The 18,887-nt window shown below is 63.3% G+C and carries 20 protein-coding genes; 14 read left to right on the top strand and 6 right to left on the bottom strand.

Going from position 1 to position 18,887, the window contains the following annotated elements; translation table 11 throughout:
• Entirely contained in the window at positions 1-927 is a 927-nt protein-coding gene (locus ACFWEM_RS20915) for an NAD-dependent epimerase/dehydratase family protein (RefSeq protein WP_378536585.1), read from the top strand.
• Here the strand turns inward: ACFWEM_RS20915 and rfbB are convergent.
• A complete protein-coding gene (gene rfbB, locus ACFWEM_RS20910) occupies positions 924-1,931 on the bottom strand; it encodes a dTDP-glucose 4,6-dehydratase (protein ID WP_378536582.1) in 1,008 nt (335 codons plus the stop codon). The genes ACFWEM_RS20915 and rfbB overlap by 4 nt on opposite strands.
• Before the next feature lie 107 nt (positions 1,932-2,038).
• Between rfbB and rfbA the strand changes: the two genes are divergently transcribed.
• Genes rfbA through ACFWEM_RS20880 form a run of 6 tightly spaced genes read left to right on the top strand, consistent with a single transcriptional unit; the run spans position 2,039 to position 6,892 of the window.
• Positions 2,039-2,914 carry a glucose-1-phosphate thymidylyltransferase RfbA gene (gene rfbA / locus ACFWEM_RS20905; protein ID WP_378536579.1) on the top strand — a complete coding sequence of 292 codons (876 nt, stop codon included), beginning with the start codon at positions 2,039-2,041 and terminating at the stop codon, positions 2,912-2,914.
• A 1-nt stretch (position 2,915) separates the two neighbouring features.
• Complete coding sequence (locus ACFWEM_RS20900; protein WP_378536577.1) at positions 2,916-3,527, top strand: dTDP-4-dehydrorhamnose 3,5-epimerase family protein; 612 nt, start codon at positions 2,916-2,918, stop codon at positions 3,525-3,527.
• Positions 3,527-3,997 (top strand): GtrA family protein, encoded by a 471-nt coding sequence (locus tag ACFWEM_RS20895; protein WP_378445565.1) that lies wholly within the window; start codon positions 3,527-3,529, stop codon positions 3,995-3,997. The genes ACFWEM_RS20900 and ACFWEM_RS20895 overlap by 1 nt, the downstream gene beginning before the upstream one ends.
• Positions 3,994-4,824, top strand: a complete 831-nt coding sequence (locus ACFWEM_RS20890) for a glycosyltransferase family 2 protein (RefSeq protein WP_378536575.1) — start codon at positions 3,994-3,996, stop codon at positions 4,822-4,824. Before ACFWEM_RS20895 ends, ACFWEM_RS20890 begins: the two co-directional genes overlap by 4 nt.
• A 42-nt stretch (positions 4,825-4,866) precedes the next feature.
• Entirely contained in the window at positions 4,867-5,985 is a 1,119-nt protein-coding gene (locus ACFWEM_RS20885) for a S1C family serine protease (RefSeq protein ID WP_378536573.1), read from the top strand.
• A gap of 34 nt (positions 5,986-6,019) precedes the next feature.
• Entirely contained in the window at positions 6,020-6,892 is an 873-nt protein-coding gene (locus ACFWEM_RS20880) for a RimK family alpha-L-glutamate ligase (RefSeq protein WP_378536570.1), read from the top strand.
• Here the strand turns inward: ACFWEM_RS20880 and ACFWEM_RS20875 are convergent.
• From ACFWEM_RS20875 to ACFWEM_RS20865, 3 genes are read right to left on the bottom strand one after another with little or no spacing between them, the layout of a single operon-like run.
• Positions 6,878-7,849 (bottom strand): alpha/beta hydrolase, encoded by a 972-nt coding sequence (locus tag ACFWEM_RS20875; protein ID WP_378536568.1) that lies wholly within the window; start codon positions 7,847-7,849, stop codon positions 6,878-6,880. The two genes, ACFWEM_RS20880 and ACFWEM_RS20875, sit on opposite strands and share 15 nt — an antisense overlap.
• A 19-nt stretch (positions 7,850-7,868) precedes the next feature.
• Positions 7,869-8,786: a PIN domain-containing protein gene (locus ACFWEM_RS20870; protein ID WP_378536565.1), complete on the bottom strand. Its 918-nt coding sequence runs from the start codon at positions 8,784-8,786 to the stop codon at positions 7,869-7,871.
• 54 nt (positions 8,787-8,840) lie between these two features.
• Positions 8,841-9,314 (bottom strand): GtrA family protein, encoded by a 474-nt coding sequence (locus tag ACFWEM_RS20865; protein ID WP_378536563.1) that lies wholly within the window; start codon positions 9,312-9,314, stop codon positions 8,841-8,843.
• A gap of 63 nt (positions 9,315-9,377) precedes the next feature.
• Between ACFWEM_RS20865 and ACFWEM_RS20860 the strand changes: the two genes are divergently transcribed.
• The 5 genes from ACFWEM_RS20860 to ACFWEM_RS20840 all read left to right on the top strand — a co-directional run bounded on the left by ACFWEM_RS20860 (position 9,378) and on the right by ACFWEM_RS20840 (position 14,927).
• Complete coding sequence (locus ACFWEM_RS20860) at positions 9,378-10,811, top strand: FAD-binding oxidoreductase (protein WP_230817627.1); 1,434 nt, start codon at positions 9,378-9,380, stop codon at positions 10,809-10,811.
• A complete protein-coding gene (locus ACFWEM_RS20855; protein ID WP_007731800.1) occupies positions 10,808-11,569 on the top strand; it encodes a decaprenylphospho-beta-D-erythro-pentofuranosid-2-ulose 2-reductase in 762 nt (253 codons plus the stop codon). Before ACFWEM_RS20860 ends, ACFWEM_RS20855 begins: the two co-directional genes overlap by 4 nt.
• A 90-nt stretch (positions 11,570-11,659) precedes the next feature.
• A complete protein-coding gene (locus ACFWEM_RS20850) occupies positions 11,660-13,513 on the top strand; it encodes a galactan 5-O-arabinofuranosyltransferase (RefSeq protein ID WP_378537159.1) in 1,854 nt (617 codons plus the stop codon).
• A 73-nt stretch (positions 13,514-13,586) separates the two neighbouring features.
• Positions 13,587-14,195: a TetR family transcriptional regulator gene (locus tag ACFWEM_RS20845; RefSeq protein WP_378536559.1), complete on the top strand. Its 609-nt coding sequence runs from the start codon at positions 13,587-13,589 to the stop codon at positions 14,193-14,195.
• A gap of 99 nt (positions 14,196-14,294) precedes the next feature.
• Positions 14,295-14,927, top strand: coding sequence for a hypothetical protein (locus tag ACFWEM_RS20840; protein WP_378536557.1), 633 nt, complete (start codon positions 14,295-14,297; stop codon positions 14,925-14,927).
• A 21-nt stretch (positions 14,928-14,948) separates the two neighbouring features.
• Here the strand turns inward: ACFWEM_RS20840 and ACFWEM_RS20835 are convergent, their stop codons facing one another.
• Positions 14,949-15,638 carry an MspA family porin gene (locus ACFWEM_RS20835; protein WP_378536555.1) on the bottom strand — a complete coding sequence of 230 codons (690 nt, stop codon included), beginning with the start codon at positions 15,636-15,638 and terminating at the stop codon, positions 14,949-14,951.
• A gap of 316 nt (positions 15,639-15,954) precedes the next feature.
• Between ACFWEM_RS20835 and ACFWEM_RS20830 the strand changes: the two genes are divergently transcribed.
• Complete coding sequence (locus ACFWEM_RS20830; RefSeq protein WP_378536553.1) at positions 15,955-17,787, top strand: glycosyl transferase; 1,833 nt, start codon at positions 15,955-15,957, stop codon at positions 17,785-17,787.
• Between the two features lie 16 nt (positions 17,788-17,803).
• Here the strand turns inward: ACFWEM_RS20830 and map are convergent, their stop codons facing one another.
• On the bottom strand, positions 17,804-18,568 hold the full coding sequence (map, locus tag ACFWEM_RS20825; protein ID WP_378536551.1) for a type I methionyl aminopeptidase: 765 nt from the start codon (positions 18,566-18,568) through the stop codon (positions 17,804-17,806).
• Positions 18,569-18,617: 49 nt separating this feature from the next.
• On the opposite strand from map, the gene ACFWEM_RS20820 reads away from it, so the two are divergent.
• Entirely contained in the window at positions 18,618-18,887 is a 270-nt protein-coding gene (locus tag ACFWEM_RS20820; protein ID WP_378536549.1) for a helix-turn-helix domain-containing protein, read from the top strand.

Genomic DNA, 18,887 nt, shown 5'->3' with positions numbered 1-18,887 from the left:
ATGGATGTCCCCACGTGGGTAGTCGGCAGCGGCGGCCTCCTCGGCAGCTCTGTGGCCCGCGAACTCGATCGCCGTGGGACCGATATTCGCACCAGCCGCGTCCCATGGGGCGAACCCGCTCTGGCCAGGGAAATCCTGTTCGCCGATGCCAGAAAACTGGTTACGGACGCAGCCGGTGGCCCGTGGCGAATGGCGTGGTGCGCCGGCGCAGGTGTGAACGGTACGAGCAGTGACGAGTTCGCTCGCGAGAACCAACTCATGAAGGACGTCCTGGACGAGTTGAGGACCGCAGGTGCCGGCGTCGGGACCGTCTTCCACGCATCTTCCGCCGGCGGCGTCTACGCCGGGGCTCCTGGCGCACCGCACACCGAAACAAGCGCCACCAGACCACTGGCCGACTACGGGCGAGCAAAGCTCGATGCCGAATCGATTGTTCACGAATTCGGCTCCAGAAGCGGAAACCGTACTGTCATAGGAAGATTCGCGAATCTATATGGTCCGGGCCAGAATCTCGCGAAACCCCAAGGCCTGATTTCGCATCTGTGCCGGGGCTATCTATTGTCGATGCCCATTTCGATCTATGTCCCCATGGACACGCTTCGGGACTACATCTACGTCTCCGATGCCGCCGAAATGGTGGTCGACAGCTTTACTCGAGCGGAAATATCGCCGGAATCAACGATCACCAAGATCTACGCGTCCGGACGCAGCGTCACCATCGGAGCGATCCTCGGCGCCTGCCACACGGTATTCAGAAAACGCCCGAACGTGGTGCTCGCCAGTTCTCCACTCGCCTCGGCGCAAGCCCGCGACCTGAGGCTGCGATCGACCGTGTGGACTGATCTGGACCAGCGCACACATCGCCCGTTGCCTGCCGGAATAGCGTCGACCCTCGACTCCATCCGTCGTAATCTGGCTGCACGCTAGGAGGTGGTCTTCTCCCCCGCGGCCACGTATGCCTGCTCGGTTGCGTCCTTCTGCGGACGCCACCACGCTTCGTTGTCGCGGTACCAGTCGATTGTTGCTTCCAGACCACTGCGGAAGTCCTCGTAGCGAGGTGACCAGCCCAGTTCTTCCCGGAGCAGACTCGAATCGATCGCGTACCTCACGTCGTGACCCGGGCGATCGGTGACGAAATCGAACTCGTCGGCGCCGCGACCCAATATCTGCAGAATCGTCTCCATGACGGTTCGGTTGTTCACCTCACCGTCGGCGCCGATCAGGTAGGTCTGACCGATCCGGCCACCGTCGATGATCGCCCAGACCGCGCTGTTGTGGTCGTCGACATGAATCCAGTCACGGACGTTCAAACCGTCGCCGTACAACTTGGGACGCAATCCGGCGAGAACATTGGTGATCTGACGCGGGATGAACTTCTCGACATGTTGATACGGGCCGTAATTGTTCGAACAGTTCGACAGGGTCGCCCGGACGCCGAACGAACGCGTCCACGCGCGCACCAACATGTCGCTCGATGCCTTGGTCGACGAGTAGGGGCTCGACGGGTTGTACGCCGTGGACTCCGTGAAACGGTCCGGATCGCCCAGTTCGAGATCTCCGTACACTTCGTCGGTGGAAATGTGGTGATACCTGACATCGTGCTTGCGCACAGCCTGCAGCAGCGTGAACGTTCCCACGATGTTGGTCTGCACGAACGGCCACGGATCAGCGAGCGAATTGTCGTTGTGCGACTCGGCGGCAAAATGAACGACGACGTCCGCGGCGCCCACCAGTTCATCGACGAGAGATGCGTCGGTGATGTCGCCGTGAACAAACGTGATGCGGTCGGCTATCGAATCGAGCGAAGACTTGTTGCCTGCATAGGTCAGCGCGTCGAGCACCGTGACCTCGGCGTCAGGACGCTCCGCAACCGTCTGATGGACGAAATTGGCGCCGATGAAGCCTGCCCCGCCAGTCACGAGAACTCTCACGTTTGCGCCTCCACGATCACCGAATCGAACCGATCAACCTACCGGCCACGCACGATACCGTGCGCCCGAGATTTGTTTCTCCAGCGAACACTGGAACACTTCGAGGCATGCGCGGAATCATTCTGGCGGGCGGCACGGGGTCGAGGTTGCACCCCATCACGCTCGGCGTGAGCAAACAGCTGGTCCCCGTCTACGACAAACCGATGATCTACTACCCGCTCAGCACCCTGATGCTGGCCGGGATCCGCGACATCTTGATCATCACCACGGAAGACGACGCACCGCAGTTCCAGCGGTTGCTCGGCGACGGCTCCCAGTTCGGCGTCGACCTGACCTACCAGATCCAGCACGAGCCGAACGGTCTCGCACAAGCATTTGTACTCGGCGCCGGCCATATCGGCTCCGAATCCGCGGCGCTGGTCCTCGGTGACAACATCTTCTACGGCCCGGGTCTGGGCAGTAAGCTCACGCGCTTCGAGAACATCGACGGCGGCGCCGTCTTCGCGTACTGGGTTTCCGACCCCACGGCCTACGGAGTCATCGAGTTCGACCGCGAGGGCAAAGCCGTCTCGCTGGAGGAGAAGCCGACAAACCCGCGCTCGAATTACTCGGTGCCCGGATTGTATTTTTACGACAACGACGTCGTCGCCATCGCCAAAGACCTCGAACCATCGGCACGCGGCGAATACGAGATCACGGACGTCAACCGTGTATATCTCGACGCTGGTCGCCTCCAGGTCGAAGTACTTCCTCGCGGCACCGCATGGCTCGACACCGGAACTTTCGATTCGCTTCTCGACGCGTCGAACTACGTGCGCACGATCGAGGAGCGTCAGGGACTCAAAATCGGCGCGCCCGAAGAAGTTGCCTGGCGACACGGATTCATCACCGACGACGAGCTACGCATTCGGGCTGAAAAGCTCCTGAAATCCGGATACGGAAAATACCTTCTCGAACTTCTCGACCGCGGCAAGGACTGGTGACATGGCAGATACTCACGTGATGAGCCAGTATCGCGAATTGAAGGTTCCCGGCGCCTGGGAATTCACGCCCAAGCAGTTCGGCGACGACCGCGGAGTCTTCCTCGAATGGTTCCGCGAACCCGGATTCTCCGAAATCACCGGCCGCACGCTCGACCTTCAGCAGGCCAATTGTTCGGTCTCCGCTGCCGGTGTCCTACGCGGCATCCATTTTGCCGACGTCCCTCCCGGCCAGGCCAAATACGTCACGTGTGCCAAAGGCGCGATCCTCGACATCGCCGTCGACCTACGCGTCGGATCGCCGACCTTCGGCCAGTGGGATTCGGTCCTTCTCGACGATGTCGACCGCAGAGCGATCTTTCTCTCCGAGGGGCTGGGGCATGCCTTCATTTCCCTCGAGGACAACTCGACGGTGGTCTACCTGTGCTCGACGGGATACGCCCCCGAACGCGAGCACGAGGTTCATCCCCTCGATCCCGACATCGCGATCGACTGGCCCACAGTGGGTCGTGGCGGTGAGCCCTTGAACATCACGCTGTCGGCAAAGGACACAGCAGCACCGTCGCTTCAAGATGCCGTGTCAGCCGGGCTGCTGCCCATGTTCGGCGAAGGCTGATGGCTTCACCGGATTCGACTGCAACACCCCCCGCCGGAATGGACGGCAGGCCGGGTCCGTTGATGCGCGTCGTCAAGAATCAGGCCCTTGCGTTTCTGCTCGTCGGTGGAGTCAACACAGTTCTCGGAACTGCCTGGTTCATTGCCTGGCAGATCGCGCTCGGCGATCAGTTCGGCTACCACTTCGCGATCGTTGCCGGATACGTCTGCAACCTGCTGTGTGCTTTTGCGATGTACCGCTACCTGGTCTTCGAAGTTCGCGGTCACTTCCTGCGCGACTTCTGGCGATTCGTCGTCGTCAACTTCGGCGCCTTCGTGATCAACCTTGCGCTGATGACCGTCGCCGTCTCGGTCTTGCACTTTCCGCCCATCCCGTCACAACTCGTCATAACAGCAGTAACCGCAACGGCAAGTTTCTTCGGTTACCGCGATTTCTCGTTCAGTCGAAACAAGAGAACAGGCACCTCATGACTCCGCGTGTTTCCGTCGTCGTCCCGGCCTACAACAATGCCGACTACATTGCCGAGACGATCGACTCGATCCTGAATCAGACCTATCAGGACTTCGAACTGATCATCTCGGATCATTCGTCGACCGACGACACCGTCAAGGTCCTCGCCCGGTACGCCGACGATCCGCGAATCGAAATCCTGACTACCGAAGCCGGCGGCGGAGCGAAGCGAAACTGGGACCGGGTCAGCGAAGCCGCGAACGGCGAACTCCTGAAACTCGTGTGCGGTGACGACACCATCTACCCCGAGTGCCTGGCGGAACAGGTCGCGGCATTCGACGAGCACCCATCGGTTGTACTCGTGGCCTCGCAACGCAAACTGGTCGATGCAAACGGAAAGACCATCCTTTCCGCGCGCGGACTGGCCGGGTTGAAGGGACTGGTCACCGGGCGTGACGCAGCCCGCAAGACGGTGACGGCAGGAGCGAACATCTTCGGCGAGCCCGGATGTGTGCTCATGAAGCGGTCCGCTCTCAAGGCAATCGGTTGGTGGGACGACACCAACCCGTACGTCATCGACGAAGCCACCTACACCGCAGTCGCACTGCAGGGCGACGTTTATGCGATCGCCAAGCCGCTCGCATCCTTCCGGGTCAACGCCGGACAGTGGAGTGTTCGTCTGGCCAAAGATCAGGCACGCCAGGCAGCGGCATTCCACAAAGATCTCCGGGAATCGGATCCGACCCTGATCTCGGCGATGGACGTCCGAATCGGCGATGCTCGCGCACTCGCCACCTCGTTCATGCGTCGCGGTGTCTACATGTTGTTGCGCCATCGCATGTCTTGATCGTTGCCGGTTGGGTAATCTTCAGCTTTCACACTCGATGGGATGACGACCGGCGGGACGGACGGCTGGATGACCAAACGTGCGAGCAGACGCGGCCTGTGGACGGCCGTCGTTCTCGCAGCCGGACTCGGCGGTCTCGCACTGGTCGCCCCACCCCTGACTCCAGGCACGATCGAGTCCGCCCCCGTCACGGTCATCACGACCACCCCACCCGCGCCGGTTGTTCCGCTCTCCCCGGAGGAGCTCGCGGCCCGGGTGGTCCCCACCATCGTCACCATCACCGCGCCGGCCGGATTCACCACCACCGCAGGAACCGGGATCGTGCTCTCCCCTGACGGAGTGGTGCTCACGAATCACCACGTCATCAGCGGAGCCTCGGACGTCACCGCCGTCAGCATGTCCAACGGACTGATCTACGACGCCGAGATCCTCGGTTACGACAGCGTCAGCGACCTTGCCGTCCTGCGCCTCGCGGGCGCCACCGATCTGCCGGTGGCAGTGGTCGGCAAGTCCGCGGAAGCCGCTCGTGGGGATGCCGTCACCGCTATCGGAAATGCCGAAGGTGGCGGAGTACCCGTCCCGGCTCCCGGCGTCGTCACCAACCTCGGTGTCACCGTCAACACCCGCAACGTGTCCGACGGATCGCGAAACCAGTTGAAGGGCCTCATCGAGGTGGACGCGGACATCCGGCCCGGCGATTCCGGTGGCCCGCTGGTCAACGCTGTCGGCGAGCTGATCGGTGTCAGCAGCGCGGGAAACGCCGTCACCGACCGCACCGAAACCTCGCCGGCGCCTCAGTCCTACGCGATACCGATCGACACCGCACTACCGATCGTCGAGCAGGTACTCGGTGGCCGATCGTCCGAGACCGTGCGCGTGGGACCGACACCCGTACTGGGCGTCGCGGTGAAGGACCACGCTGAAATGCCGCCCGGAGCGGAAGTTGTTGCCGTGAGCTTCGATTCGCCGGCCGAACGAGTGGGGCTCACCAAAGGTGCGGTCATCACGGAGTTCGGGGGCAGCCGGATCGCGTCGTCCGCGGACCTCAACGCGGCGATGAGCTCGCGCCGCCCCGGCGACACCGTCGCGCTGACGTGGGTGGACGCAACGGGGCAGCCCGGAACCGGTTCCCTGGTCCTCGACGAGGGGCCACCTCGCTAGCCTCCAAAGGCGCTAGCCGTGAAAGCATCGTGGCATGACCACGGTTCTCCTGCTCACCTGTGACGGCGCCGCCCGCGAGGCGGATGTCGAAAGCAAACTCGTCATGGAAGCTCTCACCACCTACGGCATTGCGTCGACGATGGCGCCGTGGTCGAGCCCGTCCCTCCTCGATATCGACGCCGACCTGGTTCTGATCCGGTCGACATGGGACTACACGCAGCGCCTCGAGGAGTTTCTCGCCGTTCTCGATCAGCTGACTGCTCCGATCGCCAATCCGCTCTCGATCGTGAAGTGGAACGCCCACAAGGGATACCTCACCGAACTTGCCGCGGCCGGCGTACCCATCGTCCCCACCGCTGTGATCACCGCCGGAATCACCGCCGGAAAGAGCGAATTACTCACCCTCCCTTCGTTCGAGAGTGCCGACGTCATCGTCAAGCCTGCGGTGTCCGCCGGCGCTGTCGGAGTGGGAAAATTTGCCGCCGGGTCCGCGCAGGCCCACGCTCACCTCACCTCCATCCTCGAGAGCGGCAACGACGCATTGGTCCAGCCCTTCATCTCGGACGTCGTCGACGGCGAGCGCTCGATCATCCACCTCGGCGGACGCTACTCCCATGCGGTCCGGAAGATCCCGGCCGACAACGACTTCCGTGTGCAGGAATACCACGGCGGAACCAACCACCTCCACGAACCGTCCGCCGCCGAACTCGCGTTGGCGGACGCGGCACTGGCCGCGACCCCATGCGGCCCCGGCGAATTGCTTTATGCGCGTGTGGACGTCGTGGGTCCGGTGGATCAACCACTGCTCATGGAAGTGGAATTGATCGAGCCCGAACTCTTTCTGCCCTTCGCCCCCGGATCTGCCGACGCCCTCGCACGAGCAGTTGTCGCGTCACTGCGCCCGTGACTCCTGGGGCGGGACAGCATCCAGCCTGGTGCGAATGAACCTGGCAACGTCACGTAGCGCCGCCCGGCTCTCCGGCAAGCCAGGCCAGACGGCGGGAAACGCGTGAACCTGACCGTTCCAGATCTGCAGCGAGCACGGCACCCCCGCGGCGGCGAGCCGCTGCGCCATCACCTCCGAATCGACTCTGAGCACCTCGGATTCGGCGGCGATCAGCAACGACGGCGGCAACGCGGCCAGATCGCCGTCGACGGGCGAGTTCGTCTGTCCGCCAGGCTTTCCGATCGCCACCAATGCCGACACCGGAGCGATCACGTCGCGTCGAGCGTTGGCATGGACCGACTTGGTAGTGCAGTCGAGATCGAGAAGCGGCGAGAGCCCGACAAGACCGGCCGGAACCTCGAGCCCCGCGGAAACTGCTGCAAGCGCCGTCGCGAAGACCAGGAAACCTCCGGCCGAATCGCCCACGAAGACAACCTTTTCCGGCAAGGCTCCCTGTTCGAGGAGCCATCGGTACGCATCCAGGCAGTCGTCGACGGACCCGTTGATACTCGTCTTCGGCAACTGCCGATACGCGATGTGCAGGACCGGAAGGCCGGTTCGCTTGGCGATGCCGGCAACAACCGGCCGATGCGTGTTGAGCCCGCAGCACATGAACCCGCCGCCGTGCAGGTAGAGGACAACACCGTCGCGCAGATCAGCCGTCGAGCCTGCCGTCCGGACGAGTTCACCGTCGAAACCCGGAAAACGAATCGCCTCCCGATCGATCCCGGACGGAATGCGCACACCCGCGGCCGAGTCCAGAACTGCGGCGCGGCGCATCGCGCCAGGCGTCAGCGGGGCGATCCCGACCACGGGCCGAAGCATCCATCGGCACGCGTTGTAGAGGACCTGCGATTCGATACTCGGCCTGCCGTATCGAGTTCCGGTCCTGCGACTGACAGTCGGCAACAGAGACATCTGTCCAGATTAGAAGCGATCAGGCACCGAAGAGGTCGACTTCGTCGAGATCGTCGACGATCGTGACCTTTCGTTTCCGCCCGCCGATGACCTTGCCCAGACCGCGCAGTCCGCCGGACTGAGCTTTCGGGGCGGGTTCTATGCGCTGAGGCGCAACTCTCGTTCGCGCTGCGCGCTGAACGGGCTTGGGTGCGGGAGCTACTGCCGGTGCCGCGGATTCGGCAACCTCTGCGGGAGCCACGGGTTCGGGAATCTCTGCGGGAACCACCGCTTCCGGCTCCACAAAACCCTGAACAACCTGGGCCTCGGGGGTCGGCTCAGCGACTTCCTCCACCTGAACCGGTCCGTCGATCACCGGGATGTCCGACGCCCACCGGACCCGATACTCGAGGCCACGCGCCGCAAGTTCACGCGTGAGATCGCCATGCCAGACCCCGTCTTCGCCGTCGCCGTATGCCCGTGCGTCGGAGCTGACCCAGATCACGTCGACGCCCGGGTTCCGGTCGGCGAGATCGAGCACGGTCAGCCAGTTCAGGGTCGCCGGGTAACCGTCTCGCTTCTTCTTGTCGGTATAGGGCCGACGCAGCGAGATCGCCCTCTCGGCCACCTCGAGATGCGAAACGTCGACTGGATCGACCACTTCGACGCCGATCGCCACGAGGTCTTCGATCACGTCGTCGACGTAGCCGTCGGCCTTGTCGTGAGCCGCGTCGACAAACCTCGTGAGGTCGCGCCGCAATCCCAGTCGGTCGTACATGCGCGCCTGGACGCTCAGGGCCGCGATCATCTCCGCCGATTCCTCGCGGTAGCGGCTCGCAACCTCGAGTACGACCAATCGCGGCACGACGACGCGGTGTCCTAGTGCGCGCGCGTCGGCGATTGCGGTGTCGAACCGTGCACCCCTGGTCAGGGCCGAAGAATCGAGAACGATGATCATGGGCTCGATTCTCTCTCGAGAAACCGGACGAATGCGCTAATCCACCCCGAACCGTTACTTGATCTTGAAGATCACTGCCCGCTGAACGATGAAGTTGATGACCGTCGCGGTGCCCTGCGCGATGACGAAGGCCAGCGGCATGCGCCACCACTCGTCGGCGAGCACATGCAACATCACTGCGTTGAGCCCGACCTGAACGGCAAAGGTCACCGCGTACAGCACGACAACAGCGATAAACCGGGCGCGCGAAGGCTCGGCCTTGAACGTCCACCGGCGATTGATCAGATACGCCGTGGTGGTACCGGCAACGAAGCTCAGAGCTTTTGCTGCGGTGTACGACAGCCCCAACGCGTGGAGCAGCGCATACAGCCCGTAGTCCACGACCGCCGACAACCCACCCGTCGCGACGAACCGGACGATCTGCGTTTTCAGGTCCAACGCGTCGTCGGCGATGTCCGTCGTGACAGGAATCTCGACGGGCAGCGGGACGTGGGGTTCGTGCTGGTGACTTGCAGGTGTTTCGGGCACGACGACGAGAGTAACCACTCGAGTCGGAGCCGTCGGCACTACTCCCAGGTAACCTCTACCTTGATGTCCACGACAGCAGAAGAGACGCCGAAGCCGGCTCTCCACACCCAAGCCCGCACCCTCACCGGTTGGGGACGCACCGCCGCCACCACTGCACAGGTGCTGTCCACCCCCGACGTGGAAGTGATCGCGAACGCGGTCGCCCAGGTTGCGGAACAGAACGATTCCAAGCCCTCGCATCTGCGACGGGGCGTCATCGCGCGCGGCCTCGGCCGCTCGTATGGTGACCCAGCGCAGAACGCCGGCGGCCTGGTCATCGACATGAATGCACTCGACCGCATCCACCGCATCGATCGCGACACCGCTCTGGTGGACGTCGACGCCGGCGTGAATCTTGATCAGCTGATGAAGGCTGCTCTGCCGTTCGGCCTGTGGGTTCCGGTCCTGCCGGGTACTCGCCAGGTCACGATCGGCGGCGCCATCGGCTCGGATATCCACGGCAAGAACCACCACAGCGCGGGCAGCTTCGGCAACCACGTCGTGTCGTTGGATCTGCTGACGGCCGACGGCAAGGTGCGCACGCTCACCCCCAAGGGCGGACGCAACGACCCCAAAGCCGCATTGTTCTGGGCCACGATCGGCGGCATGGGCCTGACGGGCATCATCTTGCGGGCGACCATCAAGATGACACCGACCGAGACGGCGTACTTCATCGCCGACGGCGACGTCACCAACAGCCTCGACGAGACCATCGCGCTGCACAGCGACGGCAGCGAGGCCAACTACGAGTACTCGAGCGCCTGGTTCGACGCGATTTCCGCGCCCCCGAAGCTCGGTCGTGCGGCAGTCTCGCGCGGATCGTTGGCGAAGCTCGACCAGCTTCCGGCCAAGCTGCAGAAGAACCCGCTCGCGTTCGACGCACCGCAGTTGTTGACGTTCCCCGACGTCTTCCCCAACGGGCTGGCCAACAAGTTCAACTTCACCGCGATCGGTGAGGTCTGGTTCCGCAAGTCCGGCAAGTACCGCGGCAAGGTCCAGAATCTGACGCAGTTCTACCACCCGCTCGACATGTTCGGTGAGTGGAACCGGGCGTACGGATCCAACGGATTCCTGCAGTACCAGTTCGTGGTTCCGCCGGAGGCCGTCGACGAGTTCAAGAAGATCATCGTCGACATCCAGCGCAGCGGGCACTACTCGTTCCTCAACGTGTTCAAGCTCTTCGGCGAAGGCAATCAGGCGCCGCTGAGCTTCCCGATCCCGGGCTGGAACATCTGCGTCGACTTCCGCATCAAGCCGGGCCTGAACGAGTTCGTCACCGAACTCGACAAGCGTGTCCTCGAATTCGGCGGACGCCTGTACACGGCCAAGGACTCGCGGACGTCCGCGGAAACCTTCCACGCCATGTACCCGCGCATCGACGAGTGGATCGCGACGCGCCGCAAGTACGACCCCACAGGCGTTTTCGCCTCCGATATGTCCAGAAGGCTGGAACTGTGATCAACGCTGTAGGTAACCCGCAAACCGTTTTGCTTCTCGGTGGAACCTCCGAGATCGGCCTCGCCATCTGTGAGGAGTACCTGAAGAAGGCGCCGTTGCGCGTCGTTCTGGCGGCGCTCCCCGGCGATCCGGGACGCGAAGCTGCGGTCAAGCAGCTCGAAGCCAAGGGCGCCACCTCGGTGGAGCTCATCGACTTCGACGCCGTTGATTTCGAGTCGCACCCGAAGGTGATCGACCAGGCGTTCTCGAACGGTGACGTCGATGTCGCCATCGTCGCCTTCGCACTGGACGGTGACTCCGAAGAGCTGTGGCAGAACCAGCGCAAGGCCGTTCTGGTGGCAAACGTCAACTACACCGCTTCCGTCTCGGTCGGTGTTCTTCTCGGCGAGAAGATGAAGGCTCAGGGCTTCGGCAAGATCATCGCGATGTCGTCGGTTGCCGGCGAGCGCGTCAAGCGTGCCAACTTCGTCTACGGCTCCACCAAGGCAGGCCTCGACGGTTTCTACCTCGGGCTCGGCGAGGCTCTCGCGGAATTCGGACCGCAGGTGACCGTCGTTCGTCCCGGCATGGTGCGCACGCAGTTCAGTGCCCACGTCAAGGAAGCTCCGCTGACGGTCAACAAGGACATCGTCGCGAAGCTCGCTGTTGCCGCCTCGGACAAGGGCAAGGAAATCGTCTGGACTCCCGGCCCCTGGCGCTTCGTCATGATGGGCCTGCGCCACGTGCCGCGCCCGATCTTCCGGAAGTTGCCGGTTTAAGCTCCTCCCGTGCCAGAAACAACAACTGCTCCGAGTACAGACCTTTCGACCCCGTCGCCGTGGCGTAATGCCGCGGCGACGGTGGTGGAAATGGCCCTCGGAGCGCTGGTCGCCGCTGTTGTAGCTGCTGTCGGGCTCTTTGCTTTCGGCCGAGTGCAGTGGCCGGCGTTCACCTCTTCCAACGTCACGCAGGCAGTCACGACGGTGCTGCAGGTGCTCTGCATCGCAGTGGTCGGTGTTGCGGTTCTGATGTTCCGTGCCCGCAAGGCCGAGCGGGTCGCAAAACTCCTCTCGTGGGCCGGGCTCTCCGGCTTCGTCACCACGACGCTCGGACTTCCCCTCGCCGCGACGAGTCTGTATCTGCACGGCGTCTCGGTCGATCAGCAGTTCCGCACCGAGTACCTGACCCGGCTGACGGATTCGGCTGCGCTGCAGGACATGACGTACGTGGATCTGCCGCCGTTCTACCCGGCCGGCTGGTTCTGGGTCGGTGGACGCGTCGCGAACCTGCTGGGTATGGACGGTTGGGAAGCGTTCAAGCCGTACGCGATCGGCTCCCTGGCGGTCGTCGCCGTCGTAGCACTCGTGTTGTGGACCAAGCTGATTCGACGCGATTGGGCCGTCGTCGCAGCATTGGCCGTCACTGCCGTCGTGTTGGCGTACAACTCCCCCGAGGCATACGGCGCCGTCATCAACCTCCTGATCCCGCCGGTGCTGATCCTGGCGTGGGGTGCGCTCGATCGCCCGGGTGCTTCTCGATTTGCCGGAGCCGGCGCAATTCTCGGGACGGGCCTGTTCCTCGGTTTTGCCGCAACCGTCTACACGCTGTATCTCGGATTCGCCGCGTTCGCAGTGACTCTGATGGCCGTCGTTGCCGCAGTACTTGCCGCCCGCGCCCAGAACACGTGGAAAGCCGCACTGGGACCCCTCATTCGACTTGCAGCAATTGCAATCATCTCGGGTCTGGTTGCTCTGACCGTTTGGGCGCCATACCTGCTGAAGGCACTCTCCGGTGCCACTGCAGAGTCCGGCACCGCAATGCACTACCTCCCAGATTCCGGTGCGGTGCTGCCCTTCCCGATGCTGAGTTTCTCGCTCGTCGGCGGCCTGTGCCTGCTCGGCACGGTCTGGCTGATTTCGCGTTTCCTGTTCTCCCGCCGCGCCCGAGCACTCGGTATCGGCGTCATCGCCGTGTACCTGTGGGCGCTGCTGTCCATGACGTTCACCGTTGCCGGCAGCACGCTCCTCGGATTCCGGCTCGAGCCGGTACTGATCGGACTTCTCGCGGCCGCCGGCGTGTTCGGTTTCTTCGAGTTCGCGGGCTGGATCGTGCTGGCCACCAGCGAGAATCCCCGAGTCAAAGCGGTACTCGTTGCACTCGGTGTCATCGGAGCCATCGCTTTCGCGCAGAACATCCCGCAGGTGCTGGCGCCGGATATCGCTGTGGCATACAGCGATACCGACGGCAACGGCGAGCGCGGCGACAAGCGACCACCGGGCGCCGAGGCCAATTACGCCGACATCGACCGGATCATCCGCGAGCAGTTGGGACGCGAACCCCGTGACACGGTGGTGCTCACCGCCGACATCGGCTTCCTGAGTTTCTACCCGTACTTCGGTTTCCAAGGGCTGACGTCGCACTACGCAAACCCCCTCGCCGATTTCCGTGCGCGCGCCGCGCTGATCGAGCAGTGGTCGGAACTGAAGACCCCTGACGAACTGATAGCTGCGCTGGACTCGGCGCCGTGGCGCAGCCCCGACGCCTTCGTCTTCCGCCAGGGCGCCGACGGGTACACACTGCGGTTGGCCGAGGACGTCTATCCCAACGACCCGAACGTCCGCCGCTACACGGTCACGTTCCCCAAGGAACTGTTCGACGATCCTCGTTTCACCGTCACAGAGCAGGGTCCGTTTGTGGTCGCTACCCGCTCTGACGCGAACTAACCAGGAGATACGTCACAAAAGGCTTACCGTCGGGGTCGTTGACGCGACCCCGACGCACCCCTAACTTCATACCGTGACCCGAACCGATGCCCGAGCGGCAATGATCGATGCAGCCGAGCGTCTGGTTGCCGAACGAGGCCTGGCCGCTCTGACGCTTCGTGACGTTCAGACCGAAGCCGGTCAGGCCAACAAGTCGGCCGCGCAGTATCACTTCGGTTCACGTGAAGGTTTGCTGGCGGCAGTCGTCGAGTCCAGAATGCGACCTGCCGCTGACCGTCGGCGTGAGTTTCTCGACATGATCGATCTCGACCCGAATCCGCCGACCATGCGTGCCCTCGTCGAGGCTCTCGTCCTGCCGTTGGCAGAACAGACCATCTACCGCGAGGGCACTTTGTACGCGCGGTTCCTGGTGCAGTCGATCTTCGACCCGGCCATGTCGTCGACCATCCGCGATCACATGCAGGCCGAGAGCTTCCGCGAAGTTCAGCGGCGGATCATCGCTGCTTCGTCGTTGCCGACAGACATTGCCGAACTTCGGGCGGGAACTCTGACCGTGCTCACCGTCGTCACGTTTGCCACGTGGGAGGGTCGCGTCGACAGCCGCGATCGGGCTCACGTGATCGCTGCTGACCTGATCGAAAGTTGCCTCGGAGCACTCTCGGCCCCGGCTGCGCAAATCTGACACGCCACCCGGCGAGTTTGTTTCCGAAACTGCCGGGGTACTCAGCCCCTCCAAGCGCAGTCGAGCAAACGGCCGCATCAACCACCGGCGGGGTAGGTGATGACAGTGAGCGAACTCGTTGCGCAAAGCCGCGAGCTAGTACCGCATCGTGCAGTTCTCGATTCCGCAGAGCATGTTCTGGTCATTGCACGCGGCAAACCGTTCGGGCGCGAGCAGGCCTTTCACGAAGTGTTGAGCGTCGCGATTCGCAACCGCATCGAAGTCCTCACTCTGGCAAGGGCTCTCATCGACGTTTCCGAGTCTCGCGATTACCGCACGATCCCGACCGACACCGCGCACACCGTTGCGGTGCTCGAATGGGGTGAGCTACTCGAGATCCCGACCGAACACCACGAGAGGTCCAAGGCTGAATCGGCCGGGGACATCGATGAATCGAGCGAACCCGACGATCCGGTCGAGCCCGAGTACCTGGTCGAGACCGATGTGGGCGGACGTGTCGTCTTTGTCGCCCTCGCGTTCACGGTCGGCGGGATAGTCGGATTCTTCGCGCACGACTGGGCACTCCTGCTTCTGATCACCGCCGTGTACCTCGTGTGGATCGCGGCACGGTTGGTCGCGAAACTCGTCAGTGTTTCCCGCAGTGCCCATTGGGCAGACGCTTCGCCTATACGCGGCACCGATTCGACCATACGCAAGGCGGAGAGCCCCCACCATCACGCTGTTGCAGCGTGACGGCGGGAGCACCCGCTTCCGCTAAAGCCTCTGCGGTACACCGTAAGTGACGACGGTATCGCCATTCGACGTGACTGCCTTCGCGTACGGTCTGATAGTCACCGGCCCGATTGCTCCCTGTACGTATCCGTGAATACCGGACAGGCGGACAGCGGCCTCGGGACCGTCGAATGTCTGATCCTCGAGTAGCGCGACGTCGGTGATACCGCCCGGCGCCAGATCGACATCGAGTTCCTGCGACGGAATGATGTCACCGCCGAGAATGAAGTGATTGGTGAAGTCCACGCCCAGCGCCGGGTCTGGTATGAGTCCGATGCCGATGTCGGTGCCACTGTCTATCGCCCAGTCCAGACCGGGACTGTTGAGAACGACCGTCGCGCCGGTCAACGCGATCGGGTAACCGATCTGATAGCCGATCGTCAGCTTGGTTCCGGTGAAACTTGCTGCATCCGGCCCGTCGATCTTCACGCCGGCAACCCCGTCGTGGAAGAACTCGACGCTCAGCGGCGAGCTGTCGAGTGGCGGAAAGACGTGGATAGCGGTATCTGCTTGGTAGACCTCTATCCGATTTCCTTTGACGTCGGTGATCGAACTGGTGTTGTCGACGCCTGCCGACGCCGTCCCACCCCCCAGGACAACGGCCAACAGGGCCACTGCTCCCACTGCGCTACTACGAACTGCTGTCTTCGACATGCACAAGCACCATCCCATCCGGTATAGGCCCCGGACGTAGGTTCCAACTCTTCGTCGAGGATGGGATTCGTCGGGGCTGCCTGAACAAACGCGAGCAAGATCCTTGTTGCGATACCCCGGTCACGAACCCGTCAAACGATGCACGAAAACATTACTTTCCGGACAAGTCGGGCGGACCGGTTTGTCTCGCTGACTGCGCCCGCTCGCGGACGCGAACCGTTTTGTTCGTTACTCTGACAGTGGAAGTTATCGAATCGAGACCTAAGTAGGCCACCCCGAACTTCTGAGAACGCCACTTCAGGGATGGGCGCCAGAACCGAAAGGCACCGACTGCATGACCGAGACCCTGCCCGACGTCCAACTGCTCGAAGAAGCACGTCCAGGGCGAGTCCGTTCAGCAATCAGACGCTCGGTCGTCCAGCGCGGCCGTCTGGTCGATCTCGCGATCATGGTGACGTTCACCGTCGCGGCGATCTACGTGATGTCGAACCTGTGGAGCGATCTGCAGTCCGGCTACCTGTTCAACGCGGGCCGCGACCAGGCGATGTGGGAATGGTTCTTCGCCGACACCGCCCACGCGCTCGCCCAGTTCCGCAGCCCGCTGTTCAGTGACCTGCAGAACTACCCACTCGGCGTGAACCTGATGGCCAATACCGCCATGTTCGGGATCAGCATCCCGCTGGCCCCGATCACGCTGATCTTCGGACCCACGGCCACGTATGCGATCGGGCTGACTGCCGGCCTCGGCGGCACCGCTATCGCCTGGTACTGGGCATTCTCGCGGCACGTACTGACCGGCGTCTCGGTCCGCTCCAAGGTCGCCGCCGCCGTCGGCGCGGGGTTCTGCGGATTTGCACCGGCCATGATCTCGCATGCCAACGGCCATCCGAACTTCGTCGCGTTCTTCGTGCTTCCGTTCATCTTCTTGCAGGTAGTGCGCATCTCGAACGGCAAGCGCCCGGTTCGCGACGGAATCGTTCTCGGCCTGCTCGTCGCGTGGCAGATCTTCCTCGGCGAAGAGCCGCTCCTCATCTTCACGATGTCGGCGATGGTGTTCGGCGCCGCGTATGCCCTGCCCGGCCTGGCCAAGTCGCGCCAGGCGATCAAGCGTGCGATGCCCGGCCTCGTGATCGGCGGTGCAGTCACACTGCTGATCACCGCAGTGCCGCTGTGGTCGCAGTTCTTCGGCCCAGCGAGCTACGACGGCGTCTCACACGGCCAGGCCGGCAACGACACCGCTGCCCTCACCACGTTCCCGACCGAATCGGTTGCGGGAGATCCCGAGGGCGCCGAGTTCCGGATGAACCCGACCGAGGAGAACGCGTACTTCGGGTGGCCGCTGGTGATCCTGCTCCTCGGTGCCACGGTGTGGTTGTGGCGCATCCGTCTGACCCGCGCTGCCGCCGCCGTGATCGTGGTCATGGGTGTGCTCTCGCTCGGTTCCGAACTGATCATCGACGGTGACAAGACCGGCATCACCCTGCCGTGGAAACTCCTCGCCGACCTGCCGCTGTTCGAATCGGTGCTCGAATCCCGTTTCGCCATGGGCGCGATTCCGGCGATCGGACTGCTGCTCACCCTCGGCACCTACCGCGCCTTTGTCGAACTTCGTGGACCGCGCCGCACTGCTGCCGGTGTCTGGCTGGTGGCTCTCGCCGTCGCGATGATTCCTCTCATTCCGACGCCCATCGACGCCGATCAACGATCTGCGACGCCCGAATTCATCACCAGCGGCTCGTGGGAGAACTACGTCAGCGACGGCACCCTGGTGACGGTCCCCGTCGCGAGCGCGGAAGACGCCCGCGCACTGAGTTGGCAGGTCGACGCCGACTTCGGGTTCCCGATTGCCGGCGGATACTTCGTCGGCCCGGATTCGAAGACCCGCGCCGGAATCTACGGCGCCGAGTCCCGGCCCACCTCGACCCTGCTGGTCAATACCAAACAAACCGGCAAGGTCCCGTTGATCGACGTGGGCACCAGGGCGAACGCACTGACTGACCTGCGGTACTGGCACGCCGACGTTCTGGTACTTCCGCGATTCAAAGGCGACGACGCCCTGCGCCACACTGTCGACGAACTGGTCGGCTTCGAGGCCAAGCGCGTCGACGACGTGTGGGTGTGGGACGTACGAGACCTCGTGAGCGGCAAGACCTCGAACCAGAGCTAGTCAACGGCGGGGTTGATCAGCGAGTCATGATCACCGGACCGTCTTCGGTGATCGCGACAGTGTGCTCACTGTGCGCAGCCCTGGCGCCCGAAACGGTACGAAGGGTCCACCCGTCGGCGTCGTGCCGGTAGTCGTCGGTTCCGTCGGCGATGAGCATCGGTTCGATGGCGATGACCAGGCCGGGACGCAGCCGGAAGCCTTTGCCTGCTCGACCTTCGTTGGGCACGTCCGGTCCTTCGTGCATCTCACGGCCGATGCCGTGACCACCGTGATCGGCGAGCATGCCGTATCCGAGGCCGCGCGCGTACTGTCCGATCGCGGCACCGATGTCGCCCAATCGGTTTCCGGGCTGGGCGGCGGCGATCCCGCGGGCCAGTGCCTGATCGGTCGCGTCGATCAGTGCCTGATCCTCACTGCTCCCCTGCCCGACAGTGAAGCTGATGGCGGAGTCGCCGCACCATCCGTCGAGTCTCGCACCGCAGTCGATGCTGACCAGGTCACCGTCACGGAGTCGGTACCCATTCGGGATACCGTGCACCACAGCATCGTTCACGCTCGCACAGATGGCACCGGGGAACGGTGTCGGCGCCGTTGCCGGCCGATAGTTCAAGAACAGTGCCGAGGCACCGGCCGCCGAAATAACCTCCGCGGCAACGGCGTCCAATTCGAGCAACGTCACCCCGACGCTCGCCGCCTCACGCGCTGCAGCCAGAGCCTGCGCCGTGATTCTTCCCGCCGCCGCCATCGCGTCGATTTCGCCTGCGGTCTTGATTTCGACCATCTCGAACACCTTCCTTGTCGAATAACTATACCGGTATTACTATAAGCACATGGTGCGCGTACCGCTGACGGCGGAAGAACTCGAACGAGGACTACGACTGGGTGAACTCCTGCGATCGGCACGGGGAGACCGAAGCATGGTTCAGGTAGCGCTCGACGCCGGCATCTCGGTCGAAACGCTGCGCAAGATCGAAACCGGCCGCATCGCGACACCCGCCTTCTTCACCATCAGCGCGGTCGCGGAAGTGTTGGGTATTTCACTCGACACCATCGCCCGAACACTTGAAACACCACAATCCCAACAGGAAGTTGCATCCTGA

Source organism: Rhodococcus sp. NPDC060176 (assembly GCF_042728675.1).
Lineage (GTDB): Bacteria > Actinomycetota > Actinomycetes > Mycobacteriales > Mycobacteriaceae > Rhodococcus_F.
The sequence above is the reverse complement of the archived record's forward strand: the minus strand, read 5'-3'. Positions and strand labels throughout refer to the sequence as shown.